The 20908-nt window shown below is 41.4% G+C and carries 17 protein-coding genes; 4 read left to right on the forward strand and 13 right to left on the reverse strand.

Features of this window, described 5'->3' with window-relative positions; genetic code table 11:
* Positions 1 to 3535, reverse strand: a 3535-nt coding sequence (locus KBF71_06350; GenBank protein MBP9877934.1) for a filamentous hemagglutinin N-terminal domain-containing protein, incomplete at its 3' end; no start/stop codon positions are given.
* 406 nt (positions 3536 to 3941) lie between these two features.
* Here KBF71_06350 and KBF71_06355 point away from each other — a divergent pair.
* Positions 3942 to 5888: a PBP1A family penicillin-binding protein gene (locus KBF71_06355; GenBank protein ID MBP9877935.1), complete on the forward strand. Its 1947-nt coding sequence runs from the start codon at positions 3942 to 3944 to the stop codon at positions 5886 to 5888.
* Between the two features lie 53 nt (positions 5889 to 5941).
* Here the strand turns inward: KBF71_06355 and KBF71_06360 are convergent, their stop codons facing one another.
* The 5 genes from KBF71_06360 to rpmH form a co-directional block, all read right to left on the reverse strand.
* On the reverse strand, positions 5942 to 7513 hold the full coding sequence (locus tag KBF71_06360) for a leucine-rich repeat domain-containing protein (GenBank protein ID MBP9877936.1): 1572 nt from the start codon (positions 7511 to 7513) through the stop codon (positions 5942 to 5944).
* Positions 7514 to 7539: 26 nt separating this feature from the next.
* Positions 7540 to 8598: a leucine-rich repeat domain-containing protein gene (locus tag KBF71_06365; protein MBP9877937.1), complete on the reverse strand. Its 1059-nt coding sequence runs from the start codon at positions 8596 to 8598 to the stop codon at positions 7540 to 7542.
* A gap of 93 nt (positions 8599 to 8691) precedes the next feature.
* A complete protein-coding gene (yidD, locus tag KBF71_06370; GenBank protein ID MBP9877938.1) occupies positions 8692 to 8931 on the reverse strand; it encodes a membrane protein insertion efficiency factor YidD in 240 nt (79 codons plus the stop codon).
* Positions 8928 to 9338 (reverse strand): ribonuclease P protein component, encoded by a 411-nt coding sequence (gene rnpA, locus KBF71_06375; protein MBP9877939.1) that lies wholly within the window; start codon positions 9336 to 9338, stop codon positions 8928 to 8930. The genes yidD and rnpA overlap by 4 nt, the downstream gene beginning before the upstream one ends.
* Before the next feature lie 26 nt (positions 9339 to 9364).
* Positions 9365 to 9499 (reverse strand): 50S ribosomal protein L34, encoded by a 135-nt coding sequence (gene rpmH / locus KBF71_06380; GenBank protein ID MBP9877940.1) that lies wholly within the window; start codon positions 9497 to 9499, stop codon positions 9365 to 9367.
* Positions 9500 to 9744: 245 nt separating this feature from the next.
* Between rpmH and KBF71_06385 the strand changes: the two genes are divergently transcribed.
* The gene (locus KBF71_06385; GenBank protein MBP9877941.1) at positions 9745 to 10929 is read left to right on the forward strand and encodes a phosphoglycerate kinase; all 1185 of its coding nucleotides are present in this window, start codon (positions 9745 to 9747) and stop codon (positions 10927 to 10929) included.
* A 42-nt stretch (positions 10930 to 10971) separates the two neighbouring features.
* On the opposite strand, the gene KBF71_06390 is transcribed toward KBF71_06385, so the two are convergent.
* The 7 genes from KBF71_06390 to ispH form a co-directional block, all read right to left on the reverse strand.
* Positions 10972 to 12411, reverse strand: a complete 1440-nt coding sequence (locus KBF71_06390) for a hypothetical protein (GenBank protein ID MBP9877942.1) — start codon at positions 12409 to 12411, stop codon at positions 10972 to 10974.
* Between the two features lie 219 nt (positions 12412 to 12630).
* The gene (locus KBF71_06395; GenBank protein ID MBP9877943.1) at positions 12631 to 14040 is read right to left on the reverse strand and encodes a hypothetical protein; all 1410 of its coding nucleotides are present in this window, start codon (positions 14038 to 14040) and stop codon (positions 12631 to 12633) included.
* 127 nt (positions 14041 to 14167) lie between these two features.
* Positions 14168 to 15577, reverse strand: a complete 1410-nt coding sequence (gene dnaA / locus KBF71_06400) for a chromosomal replication initiator protein DnaA (GenBank protein ID MBP9877944.1) — start codon at positions 15575 to 15577, stop codon at positions 14168 to 14170.
* A 235-nt stretch (positions 15578 to 15812) separates the two neighbouring features.
* A complete protein-coding gene (gene rpsT, locus KBF71_06405) occupies positions 15813 to 16076 on the reverse strand; it encodes a 30S ribosomal protein S20 (protein MBP9877945.1) in 264 nt (87 codons plus the stop codon).
* 86 nt (positions 16077 to 16162) lie between these two features.
* Positions 16163 to 17047 carry a hypothetical protein gene (locus tag KBF71_06410; protein ID MBP9877946.1) on the reverse strand — a complete coding sequence of 295 codons (885 nt, stop codon included), beginning with the start codon at positions 17045 to 17047 and terminating at the stop codon, positions 16163 to 16165.
* A 65-nt stretch (positions 17048 to 17112) separates the two neighbouring features.
* A complete protein-coding gene (rnhA, locus tag KBF71_06415) occupies positions 17113 to 17574 on the reverse strand; it encodes a ribonuclease HI (protein ID MBP9877947.1) in 462 nt (153 codons plus the stop codon).
* A 15-nt stretch (positions 17575 to 17589) separates the two neighbouring features.
* The gene (gene ispH / locus KBF71_06420; protein MBP9877948.1) at positions 17590 to 18546 is read right to left on the reverse strand and encodes a 4-hydroxy-3-methylbut-2-enyl diphosphate reductase; all 957 of its coding nucleotides are present in this window, start codon (positions 18544 to 18546) and stop codon (positions 17590 to 17592) included.
* 113 nt (positions 18547 to 18659) lie between these two features.
* Here ispH and KBF71_06425 point away from each other — a divergent pair, with 113 nt between their 5' ends.
* Together KBF71_06425 and KBF71_06430 are read left to right on the forward strand one after the other, a co-directional pair.
* On the forward strand, positions 18660 to 19184 hold the full coding sequence (locus KBF71_06425; protein MBP9877949.1) for a hypothetical protein: 525 nt from the start codon (positions 18660 to 18662) through the stop codon (positions 19182 to 19184).
* Positions 19185 to 19376: 192 nt separating this feature from the next.
* The coding region (locus KBF71_06430; GenBank protein MBP9877950.1) for a 30S ribosomal protein S1 at positions 19377 to 20908 on the forward strand (1532 nt) is incomplete at its 3' end.

Genomic DNA, 20908 nt, shown 5'->3' on the forward strand with positions numbered 1-20908 from the left:
TCTCTGGAGCAACGTTATGGTTATCTTCCTTTGAGATAATCGAGACAGTGCCGCCATCGGCGGTTAGCACATTCCGATTGACTTGATCGCTCATATGGGTTGAGTCTTTGCTCTTCTTCCGGCCAAAGGACCCTTTTGATTTTGACGATTTTTGAACATAATCATAGTCATGTACTGGGGTATTCTCAAAAGTACCATCGACTTTGGCGACAATATTGCCGCCAGCATGATGATCAACGCCTTGGAAAGTGAGATCTCCTGTTTCATAGATCACATCATAACCAGCGCCAGTGGTCACTGATGATTTTACATGATGCGTATGTTGCTCGTTACGCTTATGTTTTCTGCTATTCATCGCAAGGTGTGAGCCAGTTTCAACTGAGCCAAGATAGACTGGGGCTCCACCCGATTTAAACTGAATGCCCTGTTCACCATGAAGATTGGTTCCGTAATATTGCTGCGATCCCTCTTTTTCTGATTCAAGAGTCAATGGCGCGGCTCTTGAGGTGAAGCTCGCTTGCCCTTGGGCTGTTGTGATAGATGAATGTGGGCCTTCGATGGTTCTTGTGACCGTTTCGCTATAAATATTTTGTCCTTTAACAGCAAGACTGTCCCCTGCAAGCGCACTTGAAAGGTTAAACACAGTCTCGCCTGCCGTTACCTTTGTCTCTTTTCCATCAACATTGGCGCCAACAAAGAGAGCAGATTTCTCAGCTTCAATATGTGTTTTGCCTTGAGAGAGAATTGCACCTTGAGCGATAACGGTGCCAGCTTTTATATCAATATTTTTAGCTGAGATTCCATTATTGATTAATTGTGCCATTCTGGTTGATCTTGCGACATAGAGTCTTGGTACCAAAACTTCTTCGCCACCCACGATTTCTTTTTCCATCCAGATCATATCGCGCTTGAGCTGACTGATCAGCTCAGCTGTCATTTTAATGCCAGGATAAAGTTCGAGATCTTTTGCCTCTTCAATCGCATTGTCGTAAAGTTGGCGTATGAGTTCAGCTTCACTGTGAGCCGCACCGAGACGATCGGCAAGACCATTCTCAAAGATTTGCTTTCTTAAAAAGTGCCTTTCAACAAAAGCATCGCCATATCTTTTGGCATTGCCAAGCCCCATACGCGATAGGAAATAGTCCGACCCCATCATGGATCCAGCATTGACATATTTTTTACGTGTTTCAATGAGGTAATGAGCCCCTGCGCCTTTATTGATCGTTAAGAAAGGCGATTCACTGGCCTGAAAGGCAAAATCTTCTGAATTGATGACCATCTCTGGAGATTCATTGCGATTTGAAGCAACATAGGCCACATTGTCTTTAACATTTTGGTCAAGTTCTGATTCTTGCTTGAACTCTGTTTTAAGATTGTAAGTAATATCCTCGCCCGCATGAATCCAAGAGGCAAGAGACTGGGAGTCGATTATTTTAACATCGGTGGATGGTCGATCAATATCCGGGCTCCATTCTGAATGTCCTCTGCGTCTTATTTGAGAAGCTCTCTCCTCTCTGAGAATACGTCCTTTGGCTATTAATTCGTCCCCATTGAGTGTGATCGATTTTGCAGCTGTTATAAAACTCATCTCATTGACGGTTTTATCAGCCTCGATATCAATATTCCCTGAAGCAAAGAGCTGCGCAGGATTATCTTTTGAGATTAATCGATCTTTGGTATCTACTTGTCGTCCTTTGCGGGAACTTCCCCTGCTATATTCGATTGTGCCATAATTTCTTTTAAATGGATGATGAACGGGATCTGTACTTGTTACATATTCTTGCTTAGCCATCTTATTTTGAACAAGCTTTGCCTTGAAAGACATATTCCCATCTAGCCCTAAAGTCTCAATTATGGCTGAGCGATTTTCAATATGGCGTGCTTTTAAATCATCTTTGCCCCGGATCAGCAAAGGCCCTGTGATCAGCATTTCTCCGCCGATATGATCGCCCTGATAGGTGTTTAAAAAATGGCCATTCAAAAAGATCTTCAAACCGTGATGCGATCTGATCCAACCATCGTTAAGCATATTGTCAGAAAGACGAATATCCATTAAAGATTGACTCAGCATTGCTCCATGATTCTCTAGATTTTGACCATTCAGCAAGAGCATGCCATTGCTCTCAATATTGGCGTGGCGCTTGTTTTCAAGCTGATCAAAGCCTTTGAGAAGCAATTTTTGTCCTGCTTTTATTTTGCCATGGTTCGTGATTGATTTGGCTGAAACGTCCAAGGCACTCTGACTTACCATTGAACCATGATTCTCAAGACCCCTTGTAATATGACCACTGATCTTTTGACCTGCTAAAATTTCACCCTGGTTACTGACAGTCCGGGCACTCAGTTCAACAGTCGTTCCTGCTTTCACAGTTGCCCCTTCAGCAATCTCAATCTTTTTCTGTGCCGCAAGCTTAACGCCTTCTGTTCCGTGTACCTTTTTATCTTTCTCAACCGTCACCGATCCATTCTTTGATTTCACCTCAATCTTACCATTATCAGAACTGGCATTCTTCAGGACCACATCGCCATTGGCTAAGATCGTTATATCTGACATGCGCGATGCCATGTCCTCAGGCGCTCTTACCCCAACGCCCTTTTCCGTTGAGATCAGCGCAATCTTGCCTGCATACATGCCACCCAAAGCCGATGAGTCAATCGCATAGACAGGAGCTGCCTCAGCGCTCGGATCATCATGGACCTGTGATGTTCTGCCCTCATAATCATAAATTTGCTTGCCGGCTCTGACAGAGGCATCTGTGTTGTCTTCAGCGCCGTAAAGCTTTCCATCAAAATTCACTTTGCGTGTCACAATATCAAACTGACTGACGCCCTTTAAACTCAGGCCCTTGCCTTGAATGGTGATCTCACCGCCATCAATTTTTAACTGAATGGGCCTGCCATTGGAGAGATCTTGCAATTGTCCTGTTGAAAGCGTTGCGCGCGGAATATTGATAAAACCTGCGCCATTGACATCAATCCCATTCGGATTCACAATGATGAGCTCTGCTGCTTTGCCGTGAACTTCAATAAATCCGCGAATTTGAGAGGTGTTCTTGCCGGTCACTTCTTGAATGATAATGCGTGCATTTTGCCCTTGCAGAAGGTGATTGCCTATGATCTCTCCACCCAATCGGCTCCTGGCGTTCTTTTCTGTTGAGTTATTGAGAATAAGGCCACGCGCGCCCACATCCATCTCTTTGAGCTGATTATACGAAATGCCGGCTCCATCTGGTTTACGAATCAATTCCAGAAGCACACCATTGGGAGCCTTATCGATCAAAGGCCCATGTCCGTGGCTATTATCTGCTTTTACATGACCAAAATCTTGCATTTCTGCGGGCGTTAAGCCAATAGGCAGAGGCGCTGGCTGATCTTTCACGATAGGCGCTGGAGGCGCTGGAATGGCAGCTCCACTGACGCTATCTGTATGAGCATGGGCAACATTTACAGGGAGAACAAAGCTGACAAGATAAGACAATAAAACGAGGGAATGAATAGCTGGCTTTATTGTTTTTTTGAGCAGGGACGTGATCATGATGATTCCTCTTAACTAGGGCTGGCCAATTGAGGGGAATATCTGCCAGGATTGCTCCGCTCAATTGAATTTATGCTGTTTTGTATGGTTTTGAAGGCTGATTACTTTTTAGGCAGGCCCGAATTCTTTCCATATTCTTATCTTGTTCTTATCTCACTCTTAGCACACACAAAAAATCATCGTCAACTCTTTTTTTACTTTTTTCTTATTTTTTATTTTTGCCGGACTGTTCAGGGTAAAAATTGTCTTTTGGATTCTTTATTCTTTAAAAAGCTTGCATATTTTTGAGTAAGCGTGTCAAAATAGATCATATTTAGAGCGTAGGTGTAGTGTGACAAAACAGACTAGAAAAAAGAAATCGACATCCTCTGGTGGATTTTTCTCCTTCCTTTTTAAATGGATTTTTGTGATATCCATTTGGGGTTTTATTGCAGGATCATTGGTTCTGGGTTATCACCTCTATCGCTTGCCAAAAATTGATGGTCTTTTGGATCCTGTTCATCACCCGAAGTATTTTTTATATGACAGAGATGATAATCTCTTTTTTGAAGTCGGTGGTGAAGTGAGCGAAGTTCAGACTGATGAGATTCCTGATTATTTAAGGGCTGCAGTCATTTCAATTGAAGATAGACGGTTTTACGATCATTTTGGAATTGATGTTTATGGCCTATCGCGCGCCATGTGGGTGAACTTTAGAGCAGGTTCAGTGGTTCAAGGTGGATCAACTTTAACACAACAGCTCGCCAAAAATCTTTTTTTGACAAAAGAAAGAAACATGAGTCGTAAAATTCAAGAGGCAATCTTGGCTTTGTGGCTTGAATGGTCTTATTCTAAAGAAGAGATTCTAACAGCTTATCTGAACCGAACCTACTTTGGTGCAGGCGTTTTTGGTGTTGATGCGGCGGCTCATAAATATTTTGGTAAAGATGTATCAGAGCTCACAGTTGGGGAATCAGCTCTCTTGGCGGGTCTTTTGAAAGCACCGTCGCGCTATTCTCCTTTTAGCAATAAAGAAAAATCGGTTGAGCGGACAAGGCTTGTATTGCAAGCGATGGCGGATAGTGGTTATTTGTACAACGATCCAAAAAATATCGAAAATTATGTTTCTGAGGTTCAAACAAGGGTTTCAAAAATTGCAGCAACTTATGTGGCAAGATATTATGCGGATTATGTGGCTGAACAAATTGAGCTCTTTATTGATCCTGAATCTCGTGAAGATCTTCATGTTTTCACAATGCTTGATATGCCACTCCAAAAATTTGCTGAAAATAAAATTAAAACAGTTCTGGAGGAAAAAGGCGCCGAAAATGAGATTGGCCAGGGTGCTTTTGTTTTCTCAGATTTGGATGGCGGTATTATGTCTATTGTGGGTGGTAATAGTTATGCTGAGACTGCCTTTAACAGAGCAACAAAAGCCAAAAGACAGCCAGGTTCTTCAATTAAGCCAATTTATTATTTAGCTGCGTTTGAAAGAGGGCTTAGTCCACAAGATATCGTTGATGATGCGCCAATTAGTCTTGGCAATTGGAGCCCTGATAACTTTAACAGCAAGTTTAAAGGACCTGTGACCGTTGAGAGAGCGCTTGCTCTTTCTTTAAACGGCGCTTCAATCCGAGTGTTACAGAGAGCTGGTTTGAATTTTGCACTTGATATGGCAAAACGGTTAGGGATCACATCTCCGATGCGTCGTGATATGACTTTTGCGCTTGGGACAAGTGAAATAACGCTGATTGAAATGGTCAGAGCCTATACAACAATGGGTAACGGTGGGTTTTTGGTCTATCCTTATGTGATTAAGCGGATTGAAAATACCAAGGGTGAGACGGTCTATGAAAGAGAAGCAACCGTTCATGTGAGTGGTGTTTCTGAGCAAGCTATCCGTAAAATTACGGACAGTATGAAGGCTGTTGTGCGTTATGGAACAGGGCGTAAAGCAGGGCCGCCTGAGTATTTGGCAGGTAAATCAGGAACATCTCAGAATTCAAAAGATGCTTGGTTTTATGGTATTACCGGTGATTACGTAGGTGGTATGTGGTTTGGGAATGATGATAGTAAGCCGATGAAATCAAGTGTGACGGGTGGGGCATTCTCTGCACGTGTTTTTGCTCAAATCCTAGAGTTTGTTTATCATGGAAGACCAATGCCTCCGCTTGTCATCGATATGAATTCAGGTATCCCATATCATGAACCATTGCCAGATGGAACGGCCTTTATCAGTCCAGATGCAGAAACAGCGCCAGCGCCAACGACGACAGATACAGATCAGAATTATGATGAAACGCCTCCGCCTGAACCAGTCCATCGTGAAGAGGAAGGGTTCTTGGGTGGGCTTTTCAGAGGTCTGGGCTTCTAACAAAAAAAGGCTGGGACAAACACCCAGCCTTTTTCAAGATCCTATAAGTATTCTTAGTTCTCTTTATCAAATGTAATTCTAGAACGTTGCTCTTCAGGTAACGCAGCGATATCATCGCGCATTTTTACGTATAAAGAGATAGGCAGTGAGAGAGTCGCTGTTTTCTTTGTTAAAAACTCTTGTATAAAAGAAAATAAAATGACGCAGTTGATAGGATTATTCCCCACAGCTAATCTGGTGAGAGTTTTATGCGACAGAAGCTCAACTGGAATCTCTGTTAATTGATTGTTATCAAGAACAAGACAATTAAGACTCGGTAGGTTGACAATCGCAGATTCAACAGAGGTCAGTTTATTGTAACGCAGGCTAAGATGCCCAAGTTTTTGGCATACACTGATCCGCGTGGATATGCTCATCACTTGATTGAAACCAAGAAAGAGTGCAGTCAGATTTGGTAATGTTTCAATATCATTCGGAACGCGTTGAATTTGATTGTGTGAAAGATTCAGTAAATCAAGCTTTTTAAGACCAAATATTTGAGACGGAAAATGAGAAAAGTGATTTGCAGCAAGATCTAAATAAGTTAGTTCTTGTAAGCGGTTCATTCCTTCAGGGAGTTTCTCGAGTGAATTGTGTGATAGGCTGAGAGAGCTGAGTCTTGGTAGGTCTCCAATCTTATCAGGAAGACTGTGGATTGAATTGTCACTTAGATAGAGAACCTCAAGGTTTTTAAGGCCAGAGATGCAGTCGGGTATGACTTCGATCTTATTGTTTGAAAGATTTAGTATTTTAAGATTAGGAAGTTCACCTAAAATAGGCGGAAATTGATAGAGAGCGCGGCTTTGTATTTTGAGGGATTCCAATTTTTCTAATGATGCAAATTCACGTGGCAAGTCTGAAATCGGTGAGTAGATCGCAATATCTCTGATCAGATGAGCTCTATATCCAATAAAGCTTGGAATCATGGTGAGGTGAGGATCAGAAATGATTAAATCGCCCTCAGTATATTTCTCGATTTGATGATAACAGCGGACATAGGCCTCAAAAGCTTGCAGGAGGGTTATGACTTTAGGTCCAGAACGACCAAGATTAGCTATTTTCACAGATTCTTCAAAATCAAGATATCCTCGAGCAAATTTGCGTTTGCCTTCTAAGTTTTCATGTTGCCATCGTCTTCCTAAATAGCCGGTGATATGCTCCCGCGCTTTGTAATCCAGAGTGCCGACAGGCATTTCAGATACGAGTTGGTCAATAATTTCATCAGCATATTTTAGCAGCTGTGCAACTTCACGTTCTTGTTCAGCTTGGCTCAGTTTCTCTTCAGCATAATAAGTAAGACCTGAGAGAAGGGCGCCTGCAGCAAACACCTTTTGACCGGCTGTGAAGGTTGATTTTTTGTCAGTTGAAGGTGGTTCATTTTCGTGAACAGTTGACGAAAATCTCACTTGTTCTGGACAAGAAGGTAGGCGAAGGCTTGTTCTGCTGCTGAGTAGATTTGTGTGAGGCTCAAAAGCAGCGCCACTCGTTCTTTTAAAGCTTGTTTGAAAAGTGCGGATGCTTGTTTCTGCTTTAAAAAGTTGTCTAACAAGTGGGCTGATTCTTTGGGTTTTGGTGATGAATGACATGGTTTCTCTCCTATTGATGGTTGATGTTAAGATGTTGACGGGTTCTGGTTTTCAAGATTGACTAGGCTTAATTTCCGAAGTTGAGATATTTGATCAGGGAATCGTCTGAATTGATTGCCAGCTAGATTTAAACGTCTTAATTCTGTCAAATTATTCATGCTCTCAGGTAGTTTAGAAAGTTTATTAAAGCTTAGATCAAGGACTTCAAGCTTCGTGAGATGAGAAATCTCATGAGGAATAAGTTGGATTTTATTGTGCGCAAGAGTCAGGTGACTTACATGAGATAAGTGTGTGATTACGGATGGGAATTGATTCAAGCATGGGCTTTGAACTGTCAAGTGAGTGAGTGGCACATAGTCTAGTCTATTAGGCAGATCAGAGATGGGTGCAGTGATCTCTAGTTTTTTAAGAGGAACGAAATAAATTTCAAGAGGCAACATCGTCAAGTGCTTATCATTGATACTCAGCTCTGTGTTTTTATAATCACGCAGCTGTGCGCGTAGATTTTTGTAAGCAGCATAGGCATCATAAAAGGTGATTTTTGCTTCTGAGGCAGGTTTAGAGGCATTTGCAGTATGAACAGATTCAGCAAATGCTATGAAATGTCTTGCCATGACAAGCTGCTGAGTGTCCATATTCCAGTCGAGCATGCGCATGGAAAGGTTGGTTTCCAGTTCTTCACGAAATCTATGATCAGCAAGAAAAGGTTTATCAGGCATTTGCGATAGCAGCGTTTCATAGATTTCATTACCGCGCTTGATGATAGCTTCACTTTCTTTTTGCTTAGACCTTTTGTCCCAAAAGATGAGAAGTCCTCCACCAAGTACGCCAAGTAAGGCTGTAAATACTTTTAATTTATGGTCTTTTGGATTTGAAGATGAGTCTGAATCTGATTTGTACATGACTTGAGTCATGAAGGGCGTGGCAGGGCGAAGCTTCCTGCTAAAAAGAGGTGTTTGTTGAGTGCCCAGAAGAGCGACATTGGTCCTGTTTTGGCCAGTTCGAAACGCCCGAAAGTTTGCACTCGGTAAAAAAAGCTGTTTAATAATTGGGTTAAATTTGGGGGCTTTTGTAATCAATGACATAGATCTCTCCTGTATATATGTGATAGTATTTACTTTTCATTAACCGTGATTTCTTTATGGCTTACAGAAAAGGAATTGTCAAGGGGGAAATCATTAAGGTAAAGGATCTTCGCCACCTTCAGCGAAGGGGTGACAGCGAGCGATTCGTTTGATGCTTAAAATAAGGGCTTTCAGAAAAGAATAACGCTCGAAGGCGGCCTTGGCATAATGAGAGCAGCTGGGTGAAAAACGGCACTGCCTTCCAACCCAGGGAGATAAAAGAAATTGATAAAATGCAATTAACCAAAGGGCTGGGCGGTTGAGCAAAGGAGATGATTTTGCCTTTCTGATCATGACTTGGGTAACTCTTTTTGTTTACTAAGGTCTCGTTTGATTTTCTGGAGAGCAAGCATCATATCTTTTTGAATCTCGTCAAAGGATTTATCCGTAATTTGTGTTTTGGCGATGATAACAAGGCGCAGGGTTTCGTCTTGAGAGATGAAGTCAAAGTCAATTTTTTTTAAAGCGTGTCCATAGGCTTCACGCAGGCGACGTTTAATAAAGTTGCGCACAACGGCAACGCCTACGCGTTTTGTGACAGTATAGCCATTGAGAAGGGTCTGTTTTTGTAGGGGGGTATTTAGAGAGCCAGCTGGCTTAGGGCTTAGATAATATTGTATCAAAAAGGAAGAAGTATGAACAACCTGCCCATACTTCTTCGCATTTAAAAATTCTGATCTTTGTTTTAGTGTGTTTTGCACATTTCAACTATAAATAATTGCTGAAACTATGCGGAAAGACGATGACGACCTTTAGCGCGTCTTGCACTTAATACCTTGCGGCCGCCGACTGTTGCCATGCGTGCACGGAATCCGTGGCGTCTTTTGCGAACCAAATTGCTTGGTTGGAATGTACGTTTCATTTTATAACCTCATATTTAAGATCTGCGCATTTGTTAAGATTTATGCGAAAGTCTCTATTTTGAATATGTTTTATACCCCGATTTAAAGTATTTGTCAACATTTCAATGACATATTTATCAAAAAAATATTTTGGATTAATCCAGGCTGGCAGTGTAGCATGGAGGAATCAATTTTACAAAGATCTTTTATGGAGCAGAAAGCGATGACAATGATATCAGAAAATACAAGTAGAGAGGCTATAACAATGTCTCGTATCCCAAGACTTCAAGATCAAGATGTCAAAGGGAAAATTGTTTTATTGCGCGCTGATTTGAATGTGCCGGCTGATCATGATCGGGTGAGTGACGCATCACGCTTGATTCGGCTTAGAAAAACAGTTGCTTGGATTCTGCAACATCAAGGTCGTATTATTTTGATGTCTCATTTTGGGCGTCCTGAGGGAAAGATAGATCCAAAATATTCATTAGCGTTTCTTGTGCCTGAGCTTTCAAGGCTTTACCAGACGCCTGTTGCTTTCGTGGATCAGTATCAAGAGCCTGAGGCCGTTTTTAAAAAGTCTGAGCGGATCATTTTGCTTGAAAATCTGAGGTTTGATCCGGGTGAAGAAGAGAACAATATTACTTTTGCAAAGAAATTAGCGGATATGGCAGATCTTTATGTGAATGATGCTTTTTCAGTATCGCATCGCGCTCATGCATCGATTGAGGCAATCACAAAATTTTTACCTTCAAGTGCTGGGTTTTTGTTGCAAGAGGAAGTGGAAGCTTTGTCAAAAGCACTTGAGCATCCTGTAAAACCAGTCATTGCTGTTGTTGGTGGATCTAAAATTTCGAGTAAGCTGACATTGCTCTACAATTTAGTCGAAAAAGTCGACTATTTGATACCTGGCGGTGGGATGGCAAATACATTCTTGGCAGCGCAAGGAATGAATATTGGTGCTTCTTTATGCGAAGATGATATGATCGCTGAAACGCAAGCAATTATGAAAAAAGCACAGCAAGAACAATGTGAGATTTTGTTGCCAAGAGATGTTGTTGTGTCCAAAAAACTAGCGCCTCGTGAGCCTTTTGAGGTGAAGCAAGTTGGCTCCCTTGCCAAAGATGATAAGATTTTTGACATTGGCGCTGGGTCAATTTCGGATATAGAAGCTTTACTCGGAAAATGTAAAACGCTTTTATGGAATGGCCCATTAGGTGTTTTTGAAGTGCCTCCTTTTGATTTAGGCACAACACAGGTTGCGCTTTGTGTAGCAAGACTCACAAGAGCAAAGAAAATTGAATCAATCGCTGGTGGTGGAGATACGGTATCTGCTTTGAATCATGCTGAAGTTACAGATGATTTCACCTATGTGTCAACGGCAGGTGGTGCCTTTTTGGAATGGTGTGAAGGAAAATCTCTCCCAGGGGTGCAAGCCTTAATACGTTCATAAAAAAAGCCCCCGTTCTGGGGGCTTTTTTCTGACCATCACTTCTTATTGAACAGTTGGAACCGTTGGATCATTCGGTGCTAGAACGGCTGTAAGTTCATCACTTACAATCGTGCTTTCTGTTGGTTCAGTAACAACAGTTGGAACTGCTTCAACAAGCGTTGTTTCTGCAACAACTTCAACTCCTTCGCCTGGTAGAACAATTGGCGGAATTCCTTCTAGAGAAGTTGCTTCTGATGCGTCAACAAGAGGAGGCATGTCATCAACAGCAACCGGTGCTGGATCTGAGCCTTCAGCTACAACAGGTGCCGCTGGAGTCTCAACCACAACTGGCACTGGATCAGCTGCTTCAGTTGCCACAGGAGCTGCTGCAGGTTCAACTACAACTGGTGCTGGATCAGCTGCTTCAGCTGCCACAGGAGCTGCTGCAGGTTCAACCACAACTGGCACTGGATCAGCTGCTTCAGTTGCCACAGGAGCTGCTGCAGGTTCAACTACAACTGGTGCTGGATCTGCTGCTTCGGCTGCCACAGGAGCTGCTGCAGGCTCAACTACAACTGGTGCTGGATCTGCTGCTTCAGCTGCCACAGGAGCTGCTGCAGGTTCAACTACAACTGGTGTTGGATCTGCTGCTTCAGTTGCCACAGGAGCTGCTGCAGGTTCAATTACAACTGGTGCTGGGTCTGCTGCTTCAGCTGCCACAGGAGCTGCTGCAGGTTCAACTACAACTGGAGTTGGATCTGCTGCTTCAGTTGCCACAGGAGCTGCTGCAGGTTCAACTACAACTGGAGCTGGGTCTGCTGCTTCAGCTGCCACAGGAGCTGCTGCAGGTTCAACTACAACTGGTGCTGGATCTGCTGCTTCAGCTACAACAGGTGCCGCTGTAGGTTCAACTACAACTGGTGCTGGATCTGCTGCTTCAGCTACAACAGGTGCCGCTGTAGGTTCAACAACCACTGGCGCTGGATCTACTGCTTCAGCTGCCACAGGCGCTGCTGGGACAACGGGCTCCTCTTCAAATGCAATCACGTATGGAATTTCATCGTCAGGGTCACTTGCAATGAGTGCTACTACTGGTAATGCACCTGAGTCTGAGATATTATCTGGAGCCGCTGGTTGAACATTATCACCTGTTGCTGAATAATGCAATGGAGGAGATGGTTCTGTTCCATTTTCGTCTAGGATATAACTGAATGAAGATTCTTCATCACTGCCAGATGATGAAAGAGCTTCACTTCCTGTTGAAGGAGAGGATTTGATAGGGTGTGGTAATGAAGGTGTTCTTTGAGGCAGAGACATTGATTCAACATTTAGAGAAAATATCTTACTATCAATCTCTATATTAGATGTTCTTGTTGTGAGTTTAAGCTGAGCCCCTCCATTACTTACAATGCTAAGATGAAACTCTCCAATATGCGCTCTCAATTCATGCCCGGGGGGAATATTTGATTCGATTGCGGTGAATGTATTATTGATATCTGCCATACTATTAAATCCTTCTGTTAAATTTTATCCAAGAATAAAGTTTATATTGCCTAAGTTACTTAATTCTCGGGGGCCAGTTTAAGTCTCTTTTTTTAAGAAGAAATGAAGATTTTGGGCTCAAAAAAATTAAGTTTAAATAGTTGATTTTGAATGATATTTTTCAAGATTTGGGATGGGAAAAAAGCCCCCGTGAAAGGGGGCTTTTTATTGATGATTAGGTTAACTTTTTGTAATCGTCACATCTGCAGCTTCAGCGGTTGAAACTGTCATCGGCAGAGGCATCAGCATTGGGTTGTTGCGCTCATAGATTTCCTGATTCGCATTATAAAAGCCTTCATCAGGAAATTTTGCAATTGCAGCTTTAAAGAGATTTTGCTTAGGGCCATTGTTAAAGTCAGACTGGAACGTTCCTGTATCCGTAATGCTATAAGTTGGCGCATTAAGGCTTGTAATCCCATCTTTATCAACGGTTGTTGCAAAAGCATTTGTTTCCCTGATGCCCTGGAAAGAGATCATAACAGTTTGTATCATTCCATTTGGCCAATTCATGTTGGCATTTTGTAAATCGCCCATGAAATTCATGAGATTGCCAGCAAAGTCAAACATAAGATCGCCTTGACCAAACAGAGATGGTCCAAAAGATTCATGACGCTTATGGTGCCCTTCAACATGCCAACTATGATCGTTCATTTTCATGAATCTGAATTCAACATCATGCATTAATCCATTCATGTCGATGATGGTCGAAGGGATTATATGGCTGACAGGGTTGTATGTCACAGATGGCGATCCGAAGAGTCGTGTGACGATATCGCTTTCCATCTCATTTGTAAGTGTTACTTTACGGCCCATCATTCCTTTGATAACCAATTGGCCATTTTGTTCATGAACTTCAAGCATGCCAGGAAATATATTGGACATATTTTGTGCCACTGTTTGTAGGGTATCACCAGGATTAATCATAAGAGGCATCGGCGGCATCGTATCTATTTTGACTTGCATACGGGCTGGATAGGTTATGCCTTGTAAGAATGTATCAAGATCTCCAGGATTGTTACCAACAGTAACAGATGTAAGGCCATTACTAGTGGCTGAACCATCTAACGTGCCATTGAAAGTCACACGCGTTGTTTGCATCATCTGAGGCATCATATTCAGGTTTATAAATTGCAGAGATGGCTCATCAAATGGCATAGGCGGCATCATAGGAGGCATTGGCATTCCGCCTGGCATTTGGAGGTTCCAACCTTGCATCACAAATTCATGCATTCTAACGGTGCCAGACATTCTTTCAATTTGGGCAAGACCACCTTTTGATAGATAAAGAGCAGCAGGATTCATTTGGTTTTTGAGAACAAAAAAGCCAGGTCCATCGATACGAAGCGTCATTGGAAAATTTGTAGGCGCAGGATTGACGGGCCCTTGACCAGGTTGCATGTCGTTTAAGGTTCTGTGATTCACAGACAAATTGAACAGCTCTGTTGCGGAATTTTCAGGAGAGAAACGTTTTAAAGAGACGTTGAACTCAGCAGTCTGAGCTGTCGGGAGGTTGACTTGCACCCCGCTGTAAATGAATGAAAGGTTTTGACCAGTTTCTAGAATAGCATTGAGTGATTTAAGATCTGACATATGGTTCTCCTGTTTGGTTTGAATGGAATAAGCTGACTATGCTTATTCTAGAGCAAGAGTGTATCTTTTTGGTTTTTAAAAGAGATAAAGATTTTTGGTTAATGAAAAATCTTTTGATACATTTATATCAGGCTTCCATCATACGTTTGAGAAAGATTACATCTTCAGAAAAACTTTTGTCTGAAGCCATGAGCTCATCAACTTTATCGATCGCATGCATGACCGTTGTATGATCCCTGCCGCCGAATTTACGACCGATTTCAGGTAAAGAGGCATCAGTTAGATGCTTTGCCAGATACATGGCGACTTGACGCGGTCTTGCAATTGCTCGAACACGGCGCGATGAAGACATGTCAGACATTTTGATTTTATAATGTTCAGCAACTTTTCGTTGAATATCTTCAATGGTGACCCTGCGATCATTGGCTCTGAGAAGATCTCTTAAGACATCTTGTGTTGTTTCAAGAGTGATTTCACGGCCAACGAGCTGGCTGTGTGCAATGATTCTATTGAGAGCACCCTCAAGTTCTCTGACCGATGAGTTGATTCGATGAGCCAGAAATTCCATCACTTTTTCTGAAATATGGTAGCCCATTTTTTCAGATTTAGCTTGGAGAATACCTAAACGTAATTCATAGGTTGTGGGATGGATATCAGCAACAAGACCCCAACCAAGTCTTGATTTAAGGCGTTCTTCCATGCCTTCAAGATCAGAAGGAGATTTATCGGCTGAGATAATAACTTGACGATTTTGATCAACCAAAGCATTAAAAGTGTGGAAAAATTCTTCTTGTGTTGACTCTTTTCCGCCAATAAATTGAACATCGTCAATCATGAGCACATCAACAGACCGGAACTGTTCTTTGAAAGCCATTGTATCTTTAAAGCGCAATGAGCGGATAAATTGATACATGAATTTTTCAGCTGAAAGATAAAGAACACGGCGGTTAGGGTTATTTCGACGGATCTGCCAGGCGATTGCATGCATCAAGTGCGTTTTGCCAAGCCCAACACCACCATAGAGAAAGAGAGGATTGAAGGTGACTTCCTTTGCATCAGAAACGCGTTGAGCAGCTGCATAAGCAAGTTCATTTGGTTTTCCGACAACAAAATTTTCAAATGTAAAGCGCGGATCAAGAGCAGCCATGCCTTGGATTTTATCATCTTGGTCATTTGAGATGGTGAAAGTCTTTTCTGGAGATCTGGGGGGCTCTTCTGTGTAAGGTTCTATTGATTCAGAAATGCTTGAATCAGCTTTTTCTTGTTTGAGTGAGGGAAAATCAAGAATAATTAAGTCAACAGTTTCAACATCTGGATTGATTTTTGACCAGTGCTTTTGGATTTTTTGGAGGTAATGAACAGAGACCCAATCGCGAATAAACCTTGTTGGTACTGCCAGTCTGGCTTCATTATCTTCAATGTCCACGACACGTAAAGGCTTGATCCAGTTTTTAAAATACAAATCTCCGATATCTGCCTTAAGCAAGGTGCAGATTTCTTCCCATTGTGAATCGAGTGATGTAGAAAGGTCAGACATTGTTCTAAAAGATTGGTTTTATATGTGTTTGAGAAAAAGAAGAGGGGATTTCCTTAGAATTCTAAGAAAATTGGTTGAACTCACGTTTCTAAAGAAAAGATGAACGTGAAGCCAAAGCTAGCATAATATGCTTTGCTCAAAAGAGAAAGTAGAAAATCAGTAAAAAGAGAAAGAAGCTTTTTGCCAATGAAAAATGGGAAGCATTGCTTCCCATTTTTTGAAATCTCAATTTGATTTATGCAAGAGCATTAACACGTTTTGTGAGCCTTGAGATTTTACGTGATGCCATATTTTTATGGAAAATGCCTTTGCTCACGCCGCTGTGAATCTCAGGAATTGCAACAGATAAAGCTGTTGTTGCTTCTGATTTGTTCCCTGCTTCAAGACAAAGTTCAACTTTTTTAATGTAAGTACGAATACGTGACACATGATTGCGATTAATTGCAGCACGGTTTGTGTTGCGACGTATTCTTTTTTCTGCTGATTTATGATTAGCCATATCAAATCCTAATATTGTAATTTCTCATAAGAGCTTATTTATAACGGAATAAATTTCATTCGTCAAGTGTTCTTATTGACAAAACATTAAGTTTTTTTGTGTTCTTTGAGCCATTTTGTCCAAGGTGTTTTCTTATAGCCTTGTGGATCATTCATATAATCATAGAAATAATAAAGAATGTCACGTCGTAAAACGAGGCGTTCTTGAGGCCAAGTGCTTGATTTCCAGACTGTGATATCATCTAAATACTCGCCGCCGATACAATATTGACGTTTAATAATGTCTTCAACTGTCATTTTGTCATGGTTGCGGAAGATATCATAATAAGCCATTGCAGAGGTTGTTCGGCCTCTGCCGCGTAAGCAGTGGAAGTGCGCCCATCCATCTTTTGGGATTTTTTGAAAGATAGGAAGCCAATCTTCAAGGAAAGACCAATCTTCAACCCACTCTTTTGGAAGGGGTTTTACATAGTTCCAGCCCAAACTTTTGATGGTGTCTTCTTCAGAAACAAGCTGATCAACAGTCATATTCTCAAGAGGGTCATTTAACCATAAAATATACTTTTTATAGAGAAATGAGAAAATGTTGTTCTTGTGAATCTCAAGAGACCTTAATTCACCATTTTTAACGGAATATCCATACCACTCAATCGGGCGATTGTTGACCATGTAATGTGTTGTTGGCAAGACGTCAAATATATAAACTTTTTCAGGGGAGATTCCTTTTGATTTAAATAGAGCTTGCAGATGGTCTAGGTTTAGATAACTACTGCCTGACATGTTGATAGGGGCATTTTTGTGATTCACTTCTTGAACGTAACAGCCTTTGTCGAAAATACGTGTATAAGCAATTTTGTCATTGCCTGTTCTGAAGTTAAGAGATTCAGTGTTGTACGTGTAGAGGCCATAGGCGCCTGAACCGAGCAACAGGAGAATAACACAATAGAAAAATAGTTTATAAGTGATGCGCATTTAGCAATGCTCCCTTATCAAAAAATGATGCATTATCGAGACTTTAACAAAGCTTGGTAGTCTTGTCAATCGGAACCCTTCATTTGCTCAAGATATGCTTCAACGCCACTACGAGCAAGTTGATCTGCTCTTTCATTTTCCGGATGCCCAGCATGGCCTTTGATCCAATGAAAGGTTACATCATGTTCTTGGCAAAGCGCATCGAGCCTTTCCCAAAGATCACGGTTTTTGACCTCGCCACCACCAGAAAGGCGCCAGCATTTTGCCTTCCATTTGGGAAGCCAAGAAAGCATGCCTTGTCTGACATACTCACTATCTGTGTACAGATCAGCTGAGACTTTTCGTTTAAGGCTTTCAAGAGCCTTGATAGCAGCTGTTAGCTCCATACGATTGTTTGTGGTGTTTTCTTCAAAGCCACTAATTTCTTTGTCAGTCTTTTTATAACGTAAGATTGCCCCCCATCCTCCTGGTCCAGGATTTCCGCTACAGGCGCCGTCTGTATAGATTTGAACCCTGTTGTGAGACATGATGTTATCAATTCCTTATGAAGCAAGCGAACGTGGGATATTAAAAGTTACATTTTCTTCTGTGATTGTCACTTCTTCAATAGAGACAAGATAGCTGTCTTGTAGTTTTTGGATAACTTCTTGAACGAGAAGTTCAGGGGCAGAGGCCCCAGCTGTCAGGCCTATTGCTTTAAATCCAGTTGCCCATGATGTGTCGAAATCGGTAGCTCTTTGAACGAGCATGGATTCTTTGCAGCCGTAATTTTTAGCGATTTCAACAAGTCTCATTGAATTGGATGAATTCGGGGCGCCAATGACAATCAGGCCATCAACCAAGGGAGCTATCTCTTTAACAGCAGCTTGTCGATTGGTTGTCGCGTAGCAGATATCTTCCTTTTTGGGGATATGGAGAGAAGGGAAGCGTTCTTTTAAGGCATTCAGAATATCTTTTGTGTCGTCAACAGATAGGGTGGTTTGTGTGACAACGGATAATTTTTCTGGATTTTTGACTGAAATGCGCAAAGCGTCTTCTCTCGTCTCAATGAGCTGGATAACACCTTCGGGCAGCTGACCCATTGTGCCGATAACTTCTGGATGACCTTTATGACCGATCAGGAGAATCTCATAACCTGCATTGAACATGTTTTCTGCTTCAGAGTGAACTTTACTGACAAGGGGGCATGTTGCATCGAGATACTCAAGGCCGCGCTGAGTCGCTTCAGCCGGAACAGATTTTGGAACGCCGTGAGCAGAAAATACAACGGGAACGCCATCTGGGACTTCGTCAAGCTCTTCAACAAAAATAGCCCCTTTGGCTTTAAGGGATTCTACAACAAATTTATTATGGACAATTTCGTGCCTAACATAGACGGGTGCGCCATATTTTTCAATTGATTTTTCAACGATTTTGATCGCTCGATCAACGCCTGCACAAAAACCACGTGGTGAGGCGAGAATGAGTTTTAGAGGTTGTTTGTTTGAGTCAGGTGTCATGTATGATATTCCTGTTATTAAATTTGATCTCATCTTAAAAAGGATTAGACATTTTATTCATAAACCGATTTAATATATAAAATCAAGATTTTTAGAAGAATTTAGGTGTAATAATGAAAAATAAATATCGTTTGGTTGCTTTGACTCTCTTATTTGTCTCTTCTTTAGGGGCTTGTGCGAACTCTGAAAGAGAGGTTGCTGACATCGCTTGCCCTCAGGTTGGTATTATGAATGATCTTTCATCAGCAAAATTTTATGTGGCTGGTGAGCAAAAAACGATGGGTAATTTGATTGCAGAAGCCAAGATTGTTGATTATGAAGGCTCTTGTGATTATGCCAAAAAAGGTGTTTCAACAGATTTGAAGGTTTCTATTACAGTTGAAAAAGGACCAAAATTAAAAAAAGATGTGGTTAAAGTTAAATACTTTGTTGCAATCGCAAATCCACAGCGCGAAGTTCTGAAGAAATCTGTTTATGAAACCGATATTCAATTCAAGAAAAATCAAGTCATGGCAGGGAGTCTTGAGACATTAACACAGTTTATTCCTCTCCATCCAAATGAAGGTGCAGGCGGTTATGAAATTCTGTTTGGATTTCAGCCGGATGATGCGGTAACGCAATTTAATCAAGCTCAGTAATACTTGCGCGCAACAAAAAAAGAGAGACTCATGCTTTTTTGTTGCATGAGATTGTCTTTTGTGGTTTTATATATGATCAATTTATTCTTAGCAAGGTGTTGAGAATGAAGCAAAATTCAGTAATGATGCCTCCTGTCTTTTGTTTTTTGAATGACTATAACTAAATATGGCACGCTCGAAATTAGATATATAATGAATAGTATGGAAGATTTTGCAACCCTGCTCGAAGAGTCTTTTACCAATGAAGGTAAATTTGAGGGTAAAGTTGTTAAGGGCTGCATTGTGCGCCTTACAGATGAATTTGCACTTGTTGACGTTGGATTGAAATCAGAAGGACGCGTTCCTTTAAGAGAATTTGGCCGCGAACAAGCAAGCGAACTTAAAATCGGTGATGTGATCGATGTATTCATCGAACGTTTCGAAGATTCAAATGGTGAGGCTGTTCTTTCTCGTGAAAAAGCACGTAGAGAAGAATCTTGGGTTGATCTTGAAAAAGCTTATGAGAAAAACCAACATGTTCTTGGTACAATTACAAGCCGTGTTAAAGGCGGGTTTACAGTTGATCTTGCTGGTGTTCTTGCATTCTTGCCAGGCAGCCAGGTTGATATTAAGCCAATTCGTGATGCAGGACCGTTGCTTGGTTACTCACAGCCATTGATGATTTTGAAAATGGACAAAGCACGTGGAAACGTTGTTGTTTCACGTCGTTCAGTTCTTGAAGAAAACCGTCAAGAAATGCGTTCAGAAATCCTTGGAAAAATCAAAGAAGGCGATGTGATTCGTGGTTCTGTTAAAAATATCACAGATTACGGTGCATTTGTTGATTTAGGCGGTGTTGATGGTCTATTGCACTCATCAGATATTTCATGGAACCGTATTAATCATCCAAGTGAAGCGCTTAAAGTTGGTGATGAAATCCAAGTTAAAGTGATTCGTTTCAATGAAGATAATCAAAGAATTAGCCTTGGCATGAAGCAATTGACTCAAGATCCTTGGGAAGAAATTGAAGCTGAATATCCAATTGGTAAAAAAGTAACTGCAGAAATTACAAATATCACTGAATATGGTGCTTTTGCAAAACTAAAACCATCTGGTATTGAAGGTTTGATTCACTCTTCAGAGATTTCATGGACAAAGAAAAACATTCATCCTGGTAAAATCGTATCAACATCACAAGCTGTTGATCTGATTGTGATTGGTATTGATCGTGACAAGCGCCGCATTAGCCTTAGCTTGAAGCAATCATCAAACAATCCATGGAATGAATTTGCTCAATCTCACCAAGTCGGTAGTATCCTTGAAGGCGAAATCAAAAACATCACAGAATTTGGTCTGTTTGTTGGTCTTCCAGGTGACATCGATGGTATGGTTCACATGTCTGATCTTGATTGGAAACTTTCAGGTGAAGAAGCTATTAAAAACTATACAAAAGGTGCAATGACTCAAGTTAAAGTTCTTGATATTGATGTTGAAAAAGAGCGCGTAAGCCTTGGAATTAAACAGCTATCAGAAAATACACATGAAGCAGAAATGTCAAAACACAAGAAGGGTGATATTGTCACTTGTACAATTACATCTCTTCAAGATGCTGGCATTGTAGTTGAGATCACAGAAGGCGTGATTGGCTTTATCAAGAAAGTTGACCTGGCGCGTGATCGTTCAGAACAACGTGTTGACCGTTTCGCTGTTGGTGAAAAAGTTGACGCGAAGATCATGTCAATTGA

The organism is Alphaproteobacteria bacterium, assembly GCA_018063245.1.
Lineage (GTDB): Bacteria > Pseudomonadota > Alphaproteobacteria > JAGPBS01 > JAGPBS01 > JAGPBS01.